This window comes from Flavobacteriales bacterium (genome assembly GCA_020635795.1).
Lineage (GTDB): Bacteria > Bacteroidota > Bacteroidia > Flavobacteriales_E > Vicingaceae > Vicingus.
This window is the reverse complement of sequence record JACJZD010000003.1, coordinates 15,489-29,418: the sequence shown is the minus strand read 5'-3', so window position 1 is coordinate 29,418 and position 13,930 is coordinate 15,489. Positions and strand designations below refer to the sequence as shown.

At 32.5% G+C, this 13,930-nt stretch carries 14 protein-coding genes; 7 read left to right on the top strand and 7 right to left on the bottom strand.

Annotated elements, in window-relative coordinates; genetic code table 11:
- Positions 1 to 23 precede the first annotated feature (23 nt).
- Genes H6589_09290 through H6589_09280 form a run of 3 tightly spaced genes read left to right on the top strand, consistent with a single transcriptional unit; the run spans position 24 to position 2,285 of the window.
- Complete coding sequence (locus H6589_09290; protein MCB9174789.1) at positions 24 to 653, top strand: NifU family protein; 630 nt, start codon at positions 24 to 26, stop codon at positions 651 to 653.
- A gap of 8 nt (positions 654 to 661) precedes the next feature.
- Positions 662 to 1,369: a TerC family protein gene (locus H6589_09285; protein MCB9174788.1), complete on the top strand. Its 708-nt coding sequence runs from the start codon at positions 662 to 664 to the stop codon at positions 1,367 to 1,369.
- 55 nt (positions 1,370 to 1,424) lie between these two features.
- Positions 1,425 to 2,285 carry a hypothetical protein gene (locus H6589_09280; GenBank protein ID MCB9174787.1) on the top strand — a complete coding sequence of 287 codons (861 nt, stop codon included), beginning with the start codon at positions 1,425 to 1,427 and terminating at the stop codon, positions 2,283 to 2,285.
- A 257-nt stretch (positions 2,286 to 2,542) separates the two neighbouring features.
- Here H6589_09280 and H6589_09275 read toward each other — a convergent pair whose 3' ends face one another.
- Entirely contained in the window at positions 2,543 to 3,430 is an 888-nt protein-coding gene (locus tag H6589_09275) for an alpha/beta hydrolase (protein MCB9174786.1), read from the bottom strand.
- Positions 3,431 to 3,590: 160 nt separating this feature from the next.
- Entirely contained in the window at positions 3,591 to 4,010 is a 420-nt protein-coding gene (locus tag H6589_09270; protein ID MCB9174785.1) for a hypothetical protein, read from the bottom strand.
- Positions 4,011 to 4,054: 44 nt separating this feature from the next.
- On the opposite strand from H6589_09270, the gene H6589_09265 reads away from it, so the two are divergent.
- The 4 genes from H6589_09265 to H6589_09250 all read left to right on the top strand — a co-directional run bounded on the left by H6589_09265 (position 4,055) and on the right by H6589_09250 (position 8,995).
- A complete protein-coding gene (locus tag H6589_09265) occupies positions 4,055 to 4,339 on the top strand; it encodes a hypothetical protein (GenBank protein MCB9174784.1) in 285 nt (94 codons plus the stop codon).
- Complete coding sequence (locus H6589_09260) at positions 4,339 to 5,118, top strand: response regulator transcription factor (GenBank protein MCB9174783.1); 780 nt, start codon at positions 4,339 to 4,341, stop codon at positions 5,116 to 5,118. The genes H6589_09265 and H6589_09260 overlap by 1 nt, the downstream gene beginning before the upstream one ends.
- Before the next feature lie 137 nt (positions 5,119 to 5,255).
- Complete coding sequence (locus H6589_09255; protein MCB9174782.1) at positions 5,256 to 6,008, top strand: response regulator transcription factor; 753 nt, start codon at positions 5,256 to 5,258, stop codon at positions 6,006 to 6,008.
- Positions 6,009 to 6,013: 5 nt separating this feature from the next.
- A complete protein-coding gene (locus H6589_09250; GenBank protein MCB9174781.1) occupies positions 6,014 to 8,995 on the top strand; it encodes a histidine kinase in 2,982 nt (993 codons plus the stop codon).
- Here the strand turns inward: H6589_09250 and clpX are convergent.
- From clpX to rpsD, 5 genes are all read right to left on the bottom strand, one after another.
- Positions 8,992 to 10,227 carry an ATP-dependent Clp protease ATP-binding subunit ClpX gene (clpX, locus tag H6589_09245; protein MCB9174780.1) on the bottom strand — a complete coding sequence of 412 codons (1,236 nt, stop codon included), beginning with the start codon at positions 10,225 to 10,227 and terminating at the stop codon, positions 8,992 to 8,994. The genes H6589_09250 and clpX overlap by 4 nt on opposite strands.
- A 252-nt stretch (positions 10,228 to 10,479) precedes the next feature.
- Positions 10,480 to 11,598 carry a glutamine-hydrolyzing carbamoyl-phosphate synthase small subunit gene (gene carA, locus H6589_09240; protein ID MCB9174779.1) on the bottom strand — a complete coding sequence of 373 codons (1,119 nt, stop codon included), beginning with the start codon at positions 11,596 to 11,598 and terminating at the stop codon, positions 10,480 to 10,482.
- Positions 11,599 to 11,681: 83 nt separating this feature from the next.
- Complete coding sequence (rplQ, locus tag H6589_09235) at positions 11,682 to 12,233, bottom strand: 50S ribosomal protein L17 (GenBank protein MCB9174778.1); 552 nt, start codon at positions 12,231 to 12,233, stop codon at positions 11,682 to 11,684.
- 6 nt (positions 12,234 to 12,239) lie between these two features.
- Positions 12,240 to 13,232 (bottom strand): DNA-directed RNA polymerase subunit alpha, encoded by a 993-nt coding sequence (locus H6589_09230; protein MCB9174777.1) that lies wholly within the window; start codon positions 13,230 to 13,232, stop codon positions 12,240 to 12,242.
- 23 nt (positions 13,233 to 13,255) lie between these two features.
- Complete coding sequence (gene rpsD / locus H6589_09225) at positions 13,256 to 13,861, bottom strand: 30S ribosomal protein S4 (protein MCB9174776.1); 606 nt, start codon at positions 13,859 to 13,861, stop codon at positions 13,256 to 13,258.
- Positions 13,862 to 13,930 lie beyond the last annotated feature (69 nt).

The following is a 13,930-nucleotide window of genomic DNA, read 5'->3' as shown; positions in this document are numbered from 1 at the left end:
TAATTTTACAATAAAAATAACCCATGGAACAAACAAAATCGCCATATACTTTTTACGCTGAAATGACCCCAAACCCAAACACCATGAAATTTGTTTCTAACAGATGGTTGGTGTTAAACGGTAAGTCTTACGAATTTTTGGCTACTCAACGAATCGGAAGCCCTTCTCCTTTGGCTGAGAAACTATTCAATTTTCCTTTTGTGAATGGCGTATTTATTTCAGCCAACTATGTAACCATTACCAAAAGCGACGCAATTGAATGGCAAGACATTATGATGGAATTGCGTGATTTTATTAGTGGCTTTATGAACACAGAAAATGCTGTTGCCATTAACCAAGATTTTTTAGACCAAGAAACTACCGAGGATACTCAACCAACAGGAAACAAAGCAAGTGAAAACATTTCTAGTAAAGATTTGAGCGATTTTGAACTTAAAATTGTAGAAATTTTAGAAGAATACATTAAACCAGCTGTTGAAAATGATGGCGGAGCAATAGAGTTCGACTCGTATGTTGATGGTGTGGTAAAAGTAATTTTAAAAGGTTCTTGCAGTGGTTGTCCTTCATCTACGGTTACACTTAAACATGGTATCGAATCGTTGCTAAAAAGCATGTTACCTGAAGTAAAAGAAGTTGTTGCACTTAACGGCTAATACATAAAATGGAATTATTTTTATCGCTCGATACTTGGATTGCGTTATTAACCCTAACATTTTTAGAAATTGTTTTAGGAATAGACAACATTATATTTATCTCTATAGTTGCGGGTAAACTACCTAAAGAAGACCAGCCAAAAGCTCGTATAATTGGTTTATCATTAGCTTTAGTGGTTCGAATTATTTTGCTTTTGGGAATTTCGTGGCTAATAGGTTTAACCGACCCCGTTTTAACCATTTACGACTTTAAACTAAGTTGGAGAGATATTATTTTAGCTGTAGGCGGATTGTTTTTAATTGCAAAAAGCACCTCCGAAATACACCACAAAATGGAAGGCGACGAGCACGAAATGGAAGTGAAAAAACCTAAAGCATTTAGTAATGCCATTGTTCAAATTGTTTTATTAGACATCATTTTCTCGTTCGATTCTATATTAACTGCTGTGGGTTTAACCGACGAAATTGTTTTAATGATTATTGCTGTTTTCTTATCCATTATAGTAATGATGCTTTTTGCTAAAGCCATTAGCGATTTTGTAAACAAACACCAAACCTTACAAATATTGGCACTTTCGTTTTTAATATTAATTGGTTTTATGTTGGTAGTTGAAGCGGTTCATACCCATGTACCAAAAGGCTACATTTATTTTGCAGTGTTCTTCTCGTTAGTGGTAGAAGTAATTAACATTAGAGCTAGGAAAAAATCGAAGTAGTTTTAAAACATTTTTGATTAGATTTGATAGTAATATATACTTCAGTAGTATTAGAATGAATCAAAAAGGAATTATACATATCATTCTATTTCTATTTATTACTCTAGGGTTACATGTTCTGTTGGGCATACTAAATTGGCCAGGCAAACATACTGTACTAATATTGATTCCATTTTTATTCGGATTTTATCATCTTATTAAATGTATTATTTACATAGCAAAATCTGAATATAAAACCGCAATATACTCAATCATAATATCCCTACTTTTTATCTTAATTACATTAAAAATATCATATGTATATTACAATGTATTAATAAATATTTTCCTAATCATTTCTGGAGTAATTAGCTATTTAAACCCTGTAAAAAATGATGTCGGGGAAAAAATTAAAACAACTAGTATTTTTCTTATAATAATTAATTTCGGTTTATTATTAACTCCAGACAGTACAATTTTAAAATATTTTAACGATAATAATAGAACATGGACTCCTAATATTACATGGGAATTTTTTAAAGGTAAGCCAGATAATAATTCTCCTTATAGTGCCTTAATATCTACAGATTATAGATGGAAAACAAATAAATTATTCAATTACCCTCCAGCGATTCTTTTAGCGGTTGTTATCCCTGATAGCTCTTGGAAAAAGAGTTCTAATACTATTTATGATTATTTATTATTAGAGCACGAACAAGGTCATTTTAATTTAAAAGAAGCATTTAAAAGAGAAGCCGTCGATAGCATTAATAGAGAATGGGGAGAGGGTCCTGAGAAGATAGAGAAGATATTAGAGTATTTTTTTAAAATGGAGAGTGTTTTTCAACAACAATATGATTCAATGACTATTCACGGTTCCGACACCATTGCACAACGAAAATGGAATACAATAATAGAAATTAAAATGAATAAATAAAATACCACACAACCATCAGCCTTTGTTTGTATCCTTACAAACAAACCAACTATCGTTTGTGAGGACGCAAACGGAGGCAATGACATTAACTAAAAACAAGATATTTAACAATAACCCTATTTATTTTAAATCAATGAATTGTTGCTGCTTCGCGGTCAACTTCATTTTTCTATCCCGAAAAAAATCGGAATTAGTAGGAATGAAAAGTTCTAGATTCCTGCCTACGCAGGAATGACGCAGAGGGTTCAAAAAAATCATTACTTCCCAAAAAGCTCCTCCATTTTTTGTAAAATGTTTTCAGCAAAATAAACTGGCCCACAAATGTGGCATTTATCTACTTGGTAAAATTGTTTGGGTTGGTTAGCTAATTCAAATAGCTCTTCTCCCATATGGTAAGGAATAATTTCGTCGTGCGTACTGTGTATAATCAACACTGGTTTTTTAAACTGTTGTATGGCTTTTTTAGCACTGTATTTTTCTGCTATAAGCAAACGAGCAATAAAACCAGCCGAGTTTGCTCCAATATCTTGGTGCGAGGTAAACGCACCTTCTACAATTATCCCATCAATTAATGGCTCGTTAGCCAATGCTACAACTGGAGTTAAATGTCCTCCCAACGATTGCCCATAAATTATCCATTTGTGCGTTGTGTCAGCATCTAAATTGGTAAAATAAGTTATTGCAGCATTTCCATCCATTAACACATTTTTACGCGTGGCTTTTCCTGTAGAAAATCCAAAGCCACTGTAATCAGCCATAAAAACCTTGTAACCAGCTTTTACAAAAGGCAACATCATTTTATGTTGCGAAACCAAATTACCTGCATTGCCATGAAAAAAAATGATGTTCTTTCCGTTGTAAACAGAATCGTTAGCAATAACCCAGGCGTGTAATTTGTTTCCACTTTTGCTGTCAATAAAAAAACTTTCCATGCTATAACCAACTTCTATTGGTTTGTTTTCGACATTTTTAAAATACGGTTTTAGTGTTTCTTTATTTTCTATAATTAAAGTATCTGCTTTTTTGTTGTAAACCGTTTTAAAAGGAAGTTGTGTTGTACTAATTTTTGTTGGTACAAGAAAAACCTTGTTAAACCCACATGAACTAGTAAAAACAAGCAACAAAATATATAAAACAGTCTTCATTGTATCTCCAAAATTATTTTTACCACATAGAAACATAGTTAAAAGTAGTAAAGTTTATCATAGTATCGCATTAGTTTTATCCCGATATATCGGGATATCTATGTAGCACTATACCAATTAGTATTGTTGAAAAGCTACGTGTCTATGTGGTTTATTTGTTTTAATTAAAAACTTGAAGTGTAGCACCATCAAAAGAAGTTCTATACTCCTTTAATGGACGTGATGCTGGTCCTTGTGTAACTTGACCTGAGCTTAATAAAAATCTTGAGCCACAACAATCGTCGATTCCAATTAAATTGGTAACATCAGCCGACACCAACCCACAACTACTTGCTGCATTATAAGGGCAATGCCTATCAAAAGCTTTAAAATCGCTTGCCGAATTTCGGTAAATAATAATACCTCTCGAACCTCCCGAAACATACGTCCAGCCATTGTCTACTTGTAAATGAACAAACTCAGGGTTATTCAAATTAAACGACAAGTTTACCGTAACCAATGGCACAGTAGAATTGTCCTCTTTTTTGCACGACAACACCAATAAAATTATAAAAGTAAATGCAGCAAATAATTTTCTCATCATCGTAAAATTAGTAAATTCGGCTCAACTAAACTTGTTTCATAATGAATCCTATCAAATATCTTTTATTTTGTTTAATATCAGTAAGTGTTTGTTTTACTTCGTGTAAATCAAGTTCAAATAAAATGGTTGAAAAACAAAAAAAGGTATTGCAAAAACAAGAAGTTGAAAAAGCAAAGGCCGAAAAAAAAGCCATGGAACGTGGTAAAAAACGACACGAAAACATTCAAACCAAAGAAGTTCGAAAACGAATGAAACAGTCGGCTAAGAAATCGAAAAACTTAGGCAAACCTAAAAAGAAATTTTTTATTGCTAGATGGTTTAGCTAATGAAAAAAATAACCGCAATAATAGTTGACGACGAAATGATGGCACGTGAAAATTTACACATGCTACTCACCGAATTTTGCCCCGAAATTGAAGTTGTTGGTATGGCTGAAAATGTTGATCAAGCCAGAAGTTTAATAAAAAGCAAACAACCCGAAGCCGTTTTCCTTGACATTAGAATGCCCAGCAACGAAGAAGGACTGGAACTGCTTGACGATGTTAGTACCAATAATTTTCAAATCGTATTTGTTACGGCGTTTAAAGAATTTGCTGTAAAAGCATTTAATGCCAACGCCATACATTACATACTTAAACCCATTGACATTGAAGATTTACGACTTGCCGTTGATAAATTGATTCAATACAAGCAACTTTTTCTTGAAGATAAAAACAACATCAAAACCTATCACGATTCTATCGATAATTTTTCGAAACACATTAACCAACAGCCCAACTCAAACAAAATAACCATTTCGCACATAAAAGGCATTAAAATTATTGAAGACGAATCTATCATTTACATTGAAGGCGAAGGGAATTGCACCAACATTTATTTTAAAGATGGCACTCATTTTTTTGATACCAGAACATTAAAAGTGTACGAAGACATGTTAAATCCTAACCTATTTTTTAGGATACATAAAAAATACATCATTAACCTCAATTACTTAACCGATTACCTCCATACCGATGGATATTTAGCTAAACTAAAAAACAATAAAACACTGCCTGTAGCACGTGCTCGTGTTGCCGATTTTTTGAAGCGACTAAAGAGTTTATAAATGACTCCTTACCATTTAATCAGTCATGAGTACTGTTTAATAAACAAAACCTACCATTCAATTGATTCATGATTCATTGACAAAACTTTTTATCTAAATTTAGGTAAGATTAAGCACTAACTTAAAACTAACAACTTATGGGTATTTCAGCAATAATTATTGACGACGAGCAACATGCTCGAAGCAATTTAAGAATTCTTCTAGAGGATTATTGTCCAAATGTAACAGTAGTTGCCGAAGCACAATCTGCTGATGAAGCTCGAGAACAAATAGCTTTACACAATCCAAACTTGTTATTTTTAGACATAAACATGCCTGGAGAAGACGGTTTTGATTTGTTAAACTCGTTAGAAGATAAAAATTTCTCTGTTATTTTTATCACAGCACACAACCAATTTGCGTTGAAAGCACTGAAAGCTGGAGCTATTGATTACTTAGAAAAACCCATTGATATCGAACAACTTATTGAAGCTGTTGGAAAAATAAAAGTGAGCAACAATGAAATTTCTGATTTCAATACCATCAAAAAATTGATTCAGTATTATCAACACGAAACAACAACTGGCACAATAGCCATTCCTACCTTAACTGGTTACGAAATCATAAAAACTTCAGATATTGTTAGACTTGAGGCTGACGAAAGCTACACCAAAATATTTTTAGCTGATGGTAAAAAATGTGTAAGCAGTATGACCATTGCTCGTTATGAAAAAGTATTAAACGAAAACGTATTCTTCCGCGTACACAAATCTCACATTATTAACACCAAATACCATTTAAAAGAATTTAACCGTCAAGATGGAAACATTGCCATAATGGATAACGGATCAGCAATTCCTGTATCGAGAAGAAAAGTAACCGAATTTATTAATGCTATTAAGACGTTTTAATATAAATGAGATTATTTTTCGCTTTAATTGCAACACTATTTTTATCATTTAGTGCTTTTTCACAACAATACAATTTCATCAATTATTCCGTCGAACAAGGTTTAATTCAATCGCAAATCAATGCGCTTTGTCAGGATGATAACGGTTACATTTGGATTGGAACATTGGGTGGCGTTTCAAAATTTGATGGTATCAATTTTAAAAATTATTCTACCAAAGATGGGTTAATTAATAATCAAGTTAATGCCATATTTAAAGATAATGCTAATAAAATATGGTTAGGCTCGCTGGGTGGTGTTTCCATTTTTCAAGGCAATAAGTTTGAAACACTCCTTTTTAAAGATGAATTGAGTAGTTTTTTTGTTACATCAATTACGCAAGATGAAAAAGGAACCATTTGGCTTTCTACTGATGGTGGTGGAATTGTAAGCTACGCAAACAAAAAGTTTGAGTATTATTCCATTCCATCCAAAAACCTAGCTGAATCAAATTATGTTCGCCATATTTTTTGTGATGCCAAAAACAACAAATGGATTTCTACAAAAAAAGGGGTTTATCGATTAGACAATCAAAACAATATTAAAGACACGATTCCCAATGTAAATGCTTCACAACTTTTTGTAGATTCACTTGGCACTATTTGGTGTTCAACATTTGGCGATGGTGTTTTAAAAATATCAAAAAACAACCAAAGAAATTTCACATCAGAAACAGACGGATTAATCAGCAATCATATACGTTCGTTTAAAGCTAAAAGCGATGGTTCGTTTTGGTTTACATCAAAATCTGGTATTTCTAAACTTGATGACAATACCATTGTTAATTTTTCGGAAAAAGATGGTTTAACTGCTCCGAACATTAAATGTATTATTGAAGATTTAGAAGGCAATGTTTTTATGGGTTCTGATGGGGGTGGCTTAATAAAATTTACCAACGATAAGTTTGTTAGCTATACGCAAAACGATGGTTTAAACAGTAACATCATCATGTCGATTATCGAAGACAATGAAGGAGCTATTTGGTTTTCTACTTACGGCAATGGGGTGTGCAAAATGCTCAACAACAATTTTACTTTTTATACTGAAAATGATGGTTTAGGAAACAATACCGTTTGGTGTAGTATGTTAGGAAAAAGAAACAAGGTTTGGTTTGGAACATCAACAGGTTTTTCAGTTTTTGATGGAAAAAAAATAAAATCGTACAATTCAAAACATGGATTAAATGCCAATAAGGTTTATGCTTTAGCACAAGACGAAAACGAGAACATTTGGATTGGCTCTAAAGAGGGATTATCCGTTTTATACCTTGCAAAAGATAGCTTGTATAATTTTTCCACCGACTTCCAATTACCCACTAACATTAGAAGTATAGTTATTGAAAACCATTCAACTATTTGGCTTTGCTCATCAGAAGGATTGATAAAATTTAACCCTCTCACCAATAAATACATCAAATTTGGTACTGAAAGTGGTTTGCCCGACAACAGTGTAATGACGCTTGTAAAAGACGAGTCAAACAAAATTTGGGTAGGCACAAAAAATGGCTTGGCTTATTTAAAAGATGGAAAATTTATTAGTGTTCCAGTAGCTGAAGATTACCCCTCAAATAACACTAATTTTTTAAAACTTGACAAATTTAATTCGTTGTGGATAGGCACAAACAATGGGCTGTTTCATTTAAAAAATTTAGATGTGAACACTATATCAACGTCTTCATTTATTCGTTATTCAAATTTAGATGGTTTAAAAAGTTTAGAATGTAACCAAAATGCTGTATTTATTGACAGCAAAAACAATCTTTGGTTCGGCACCAATTCGGGCTTAACCAAACACAACATTAAGCTTGAAGCTAAAACCATTCAACTCCCAAAAATAAATTTAAAAGAAATTAGGTTGTTTTTTGAAAATCAAGATTGGAAAAAATATACCTCAGCATTTGACCAAAATCAACTGCCCAAAAACTTGGTTTTACCTTACAACAAAAACCACCTTACCTTCGACTTTGATGGTATTTACCACAAAAGCCCTGATAAAGTACGTTTTAGATTTAAATTAAATGGTTTTGACGAAAATTGGCAACCTGTTACCAAAGCAAATTTTGTAACATACTCAAACATTCCTTTTGGCGATTACACTTTTGAATTAGCTGGTTCTGTAGATATGATTCATTGGTCAGAATCAATAACATTTAACGTTACCATTAAGCCTCCGTTTTGGTTTACATGGTGGTTTTACATTATTGTTGTTCTATTTTTGGCAGGCTTTACATTGTTAATTATTGAATTACGAATAAGAGCAATTAAGCGCCAACAAGCCACTCAATTAATTGTTGACCAAGCCAAGATGCTTTCGTTAGAGCAACAGGCTTTAAATGCCAGCTTAAACCGCCACTTTATTTTTAACGCATTAAATTCTATTCAATATTACATTAACCGACAAGATAAACTCTCGGCAAATAAATACCTGACCAGCTTTGCTAAGTTGGTTCGCAAAAATTTAGACAGTACACTTGAAAACGAAATAGAATTGGATGATGAAATAGAACGCATTGAACTTTATTTAAAATTAGAACAAATGCGATTTCAGGATAAGTTCGATTTTAAAATAGATATTGACGAAAGCCTACGATTTAGCTCAGTTAAAATACCGTCGATGTTACTTCAACCGTATATCGAAAATTCGATTTGGCATGGAATTCTTCCCGCAAACAAACATGGTGAAATTTTAGTTAAAGTCTTTAAAGAAAACGACCAACTTATTATTACCATACGAGATAATGGTATTGGTATTGAAACCAGTTTAAACGAAAAGAAAGACAAAAAACAATTGCACATATCGAAAGGTATGGAATTAACCAAGGGTCGTATAAACCTTATCAACAGAATTACCGATAAATCGTGTTTTGTAAAAGGACCTTACCAAATATATGATGCTAACAAAAACATTGCTGGAACTGAAGTTTCGATAACTATAAAGCTCGATAATTAAGCCACCTTTAAACTAGATAACTTGGTGTTTTTGAATTTTTCTTCAGCAAAAGCCAAGGTAATTTTAAACTCTTTGTTGGTTTTATCCGAAGGCATATCAAACATAGCATCTAACATTATAGCCTCACAAATAGAGCGTAAACCCCTAGCTCCAAGCTTATATTCCATAGCTTTATCCACTATAAAATCCAACACTTCTTTATCAAACGACAGTTTAATGTCATCCATTTCGAACAACTGAACATATTGCTTAATAATAGAGTTTTTTGGTTCAGTTAAAATTCTACGTAAAGCACTTTTATCAAGCGGTTTTAAGTGTGATAAAACTGGTAAACGACCAATTAATTCTGGAATTAACCCAAACGATTTTACATCTTGAGGTGAAATGTATTGCAGCAAGTTATCTTTATCATATTCTTCTCTGTCCTGAGATTTATATCCCACTACTTGTGTTTGTAATCGGTTGGCAATTTTTCGTTGAATTCCATCAAAAGCTCCGCCACAGATAAACAATACATTTTTTGTTTCTATGGCTATTAATTTCTGTTCTGGGTGTTTTCTCCCTCCTTGCGGTGGAACATTTACCACTGAACCTTCTAATAATTTCAACAGAGCTTGTTGTACACCTTCTCCAGAAACATCACGAGTAATTGAAGCATTATCACTTTTACGAGCAATTTTATCTATTTCGTCAATAAAAACGATGCCTCGTTGTGCTGCTTCAACATCATAATCAGCAGCTTGTAAAAGTCGTGTTAAAATACTCTCAACATCTTCTCCAACATAACCTGCTTCGGTTAAAATAGTGGCATCGGCAATGCAAAATGGAACATGCAATAATTTAGCAATGGTTTTGGCTAAAAGCGTTTTTCCTGTACCTGTTTCGCCAACCAACAAAATGTTCGATTTGTCTATTTCAACATCGTCTTTCTTTCTATTCGAATCAAATTTTAATCGTTTATAATGGTTGTAAACAGCCACCGAAAGCACTTTTTTGGCTTCGTCCTGACCAATTACATATTCATCCAAATGATTTTTAATTTCAATTGGTTTAAGCAACTGTAATTGATTGGTTATATCTTTGTTTGATTTTCCAGAAACTTCTTCTTTAACAATGGTTTGTGCTTGTGTAACACAAAAATTGCAAATGTGACCAGTTACCCCAGCTATCATTACATCAACCTCACCCTTTGGGCGACCACAAAACGAACATTTTACTTGTTGCTTTTCCATGCTACAAAGTTAGTAAAAAAGTAAACACTAAATATTTATATAAAAACATCTAACCACATAGGCACAGCGTTCTTTTTCATTATAAATTTAGTTTTGCAGTTAAAACAAATGAAGAAAAACATAGCTTTTCACGCTAGCGTGAAAAATCTATTGTGACTCTATTATTTATTCAGTATCTATAAAACAGAAAACTATGTATCTATGTGGTTAAATTTCTCTAATAAAGAAAATAAGATTGAAATTAAAGCAATACTATACTGTAACTTGGTTTTTTGATTTCACAATATTCTCAACAAAATTGTCAAATAAATATCTTGAATCGTGCGGACCTGGCGAAGATTCTGGATGATATTGTACAGAGAACACATCTTTATATTTAATTCTAAAGCCTGCCAAGGTATCGTCGTTTAAATGCTTGTGAGTTACAACAATATTGTTGTCATTTTTAGCAGAATCCATATCAACCACAAAGCCATGATTTTGAGAAGTAACTTCGCCTTTTCCAGTTTCTAAATTTAATACTGGATGGTTACAACCTCTATGTCCATTATGCATTTTACTTGTAGTCAACCCACATGAAATGGCTAAAATTTGATGTCCTAAACATATTCCAAAAACAGGTAATCCTGAATTTTTGATTTTTGCTACGTTTTCTATTTGAAATTTCATTACCGAAGGATCTCCAGGTCCGTTAGATAACATGAAACCATCAGGATTCCATTCCATCATTTCATCGTAAGAAGCGCTCATTGGAAAAACTTTCAAGTAACAACCTCTATCAGCTAAACATCTTAAAATATTCTTCTTTACCCCAAAATCGTAAACAGCTACTCTAATGTTAGCATTTTCATCACCAAAATAAAAAGCCTCTTTAGTACACACTTTCGATGAAAGTTCTAAACCTTCCATTGATGGAACTTTACTCAATCTATTTTTAAGATCGTTGATGTCAAATATTTCTGAAGATATTATTGCATTCATAGCGCCTTTATCTCTTATATGACGAACAATTGCCCGTGTATCAACATCAGAAATTCCAACAATTTTATCTTTTTCGAAATATTCTTGTAACGATGAATCAGCAGCTGGTCTTGAGTAAACTTCAGAGAATTTTTTACAAACTAATCCAGCAATATTTACATGGTCGGATTCTATTTCTAGATTAGAGACTCCGTAATTACCTATATGAGTAGTTGTTGCCACTAATATTTGACCATAATATGAAGGGTCAGTGAAAATTTCTTGATAACCAGTCATTCCTGTGTTAAAACAAATTTCGCCAGTTGTGGTACCAATATGTCCAGCAGCTTTGCCTTCAAATACCGTTCCGTCTTGTAATAATAGGATTGCTTTTTTGGTTGAATTTTCCATATAAATCGTTTTTTTGGGTCAAAAAAAAAGGATAGAGCAAAAATACTTTATCCTTTTCTTATTATCTAAAAATTAAACTTCAATTATTGATCTTTTTTATCTTCTTCAGTTGAGTTTGATTCTTCACTAGCTTCATTAGTTGGTTCTTCAACTATTGGCTCTTCCACTTTCACTTCTTCAACTGCTTTTACTTCAGTTGGAGCGTCAGCTTTTTTAGCACTTGGTTTTCTTCTTCTTGTTGATGAAGATTTTTTCTTAACATCTTTCAACATGTTTTCGTTGTAATCAACCAACTCAATTAAACACATTTCAGCGTTATCACCAATTCTGTTGCCAGTTTTTAAAATTCTTGTGTAACCACCTGGTCTATCAGCAATTTTAACTGCTACATCTCTAAATAGTTCTGTAACTGCTTCTTTGCTTTTTAGGTAACTAAACACAACTCTTCTAGAGTGTGTTGAATCAGTTTTTGCTTTAGTAAGCAATGGTTCAACATACAATTTAAGAGCTTTTGCTTTTGCAACTGTTGTATTAATTTTTTTATGCTCGATAAGAGAGCATGCCATATTAGAAAGCATTGCTTTTCTGTGACCAGATTTTCTTCCTAAATGATTAAATTTCTTTCCGTGTCTCATGTCTTTTTACTCCTTATCTAATTTATAAGCCGCAACGTTCATTCCGAAGTTTAAGCCTTTATTTTCAACTAACTCATCTAATTCAGTCAATGATTTTTTACCAAAGTTTCTGAATTTCAACAAGTCATTTTTATTAAATTGTACTAAATCACCTAAAGTATCTACATCAGCAGCTTTCAAGCAGTTTAATGCTCTTACTGATAAATCCATGTCAATCAACTTCGTTTTTAACAACTGTCTCATGTGTAATGAATCTTCATCAAATTCTTCAACAGATGATTTTTCTTCTGTGTCTAATGTAATTCTCTCGTCAGAGAACAACATAAAGTGGTGAATTAAAATTTTAGCTGCTTCTTTTAAAGCATCTTTTGGATGTATTGATCCATCAGTAGTTATTTCAAAAACCAATTTCTCGAAATCCGTTTTTTGACCAACTCTAAAGTTTTCAATATTGTATTTCACATTCTTAATAGGGGTGTGAATAGAATCGATAGCGATAACACCAATACTTGAATCAGAAACAGTATTATCTTCAGATGGAACATAACCACGACCTTTGTTAATCGTTAATTCCATTTGAATTTTTACATTTTTCTCAAGGTGGCAAATAACGTGATCTGTATTTAACACTTGGAAAGCTGATGTAAATTTACCTATATCCCCTGCAGTTACAGTTTCTTGTCCGCTTATTGAAACAATAAGTTTCTCGTTTTCTGTATCTTCAATTTGTTGTTTAAAACGAATTTGTTTTAAGTTTAGGATAATTTGAGTAACATCTTCAACAACACCTTTAATTGTAGAAAATTCGTGATCTACTCCTTCAATTTTTACTGATGTTACAGCAAATCCTTCAAGTGAGTTTAATAAAACTCTTCTTAAAGCATTTCCTATTGTAATACCATAACCTGGTTCTAACGGACGAAATTCGAATGTTCCGAAATGATCGTCAGAATTAATCATGATTACTTTATCTGGTTTTTGGAAATCTAAAATTGCCATAGTATATATTTAGTTAAAATAAATTATTTAGAGTAAAGCTCTACTATTAATTGTTCTTTAATGTTTTCAGGTATTTGTTCTCTTTCTGGAGTTTTAATAAATCTACCTGTCATTAATTGTTTATCCCAATCTAACCATTCAGATTTAACTGGATGTGCAGCTAGTGAAGAAGTAATCGCCTCTAATGATTTTGATTTTTCTCTAACACCAATTACATCACCTTCGTTAACAATGTATGAAGGGATATTTACTAAATTACCGTTAACGGTTATATGTCTATGTGCAACTAATTGTCTAGCACCACTTCTTGATGGTGAAATTCCTAATCTGTAAACTACATTATCAAGTCTAGACTCACATAATTTTAATAAGTTCTCACCAGTAATACCTTTAGTTCTAGAAGCTTTGTTAAATAAGTTCTCAAACTGTCTTTCTAAAATACCATAAGTATATTTAGCTTTTTGCTTTTCAGCTAACTGAATTGCGTATTCTGATTGTTTACCTCTTCTTTTGTTAGGACCATGTTGTCCTGGAGGGTAATTTTTTTTCTCCAATACTTTATCAGGACCAAAAATTGGCTCTCTGAATTTTCTTGCGATTTTTGACTTTGGACCTGTATACCTTGCCATTTTACTTTGTTGTTTTATAAAGGAACATTATGAATTAAGGTCAATATCCTTCGATAACTTAAATTCCTT

Bases quoted from the DNA above. Each gene is read 5' to 3' on its own strand.
- H6589_09250 (MCB9174781.1), top strand. From the start codon at position 6,014: ATGAGATTATTTTTCGCTTTAATTGCAACACTATTTTTATCATTTAGT.
- rplQ (MCB9174778.1), bottom strand. From the start codon at position 12,233: ATGAGACACGGAAAGAAATTTAATCATTTAGGAAGAAAATCTGGTCAC.
- H6589_09285 (MCB9174788.1), top strand. From the start codon at position 662: ATGGAATTATTTTTATCGCTCGATACTTGGATTGCGTTATTAACCCTA.
- H6589_09275 (MCB9174786.1), bottom strand. From the start codon at position 3,430: ATGAAGACTGTTTTATATATTTTGTTGCTTGTTTTTACTAGTTCATGT.
- H6589_09265 (MCB9174784.1), top strand. From the start codon at position 4,055: ATGAATCCTATCAAATATCTTTTATTTTGTTTAATATCAGTAAGTGTT.
- carA (MCB9174779.1), bottom strand. From the start codon at position 11,598: ATGGAAAATTCAACCAAAAAAGCAATCCTATTATTACAAGACGGAACG.
- H6589_09270 (MCB9174785.1), bottom strand. From the start codon at position 4,010: ATGAGAAAATTATTTGCTGCATTTACTTTTATAATTTTATTGGTGTTG.
- H6589_09230 (MCB9174777.1), bottom strand. From the start codon at position 13,232: ATGGCAATTTTAGATTTCCAAAAACCAGATAAAGTAATCATGATTAAT.
- H6589_09290 (MCB9174789.1), top strand. From the start codon at position 24: ATGGAACAAACAAAATCGCCATATACTTTTTACGCTGAAATGACCCCA.
- H6589_09260 (MCB9174783.1), top strand. From the start codon at position 4,339: ATGAAAAAAATAACCGCAATAATAGTTGACGACGAAATGATGGCACGT.
- clpX (MCB9174780.1), bottom strand. From the start codon at position 10,227: ATGGAAAAGCAACAAGTAAAATGTTCGTTTTGTGGTCGCCCAAAGGGT.
- H6589_09280 (MCB9174787.1), top strand. From the start codon at position 1,425: ATGAATCAAAAAGGAATTATACATATCATTCTATTTCTATTTATTACT.
- H6589_09255 (MCB9174782.1), top strand. From the start codon at position 5,256: ATGGGTATTTCAGCAATAATTATTGACGACGAGCAACATGCTCGAAGC.
- rpsD (MCB9174776.1), bottom strand. From the start codon at position 13,861: ATGGCAAGGTATACAGGTCCAAAGTCAAAAATCGCAAGAAAATTCAGA.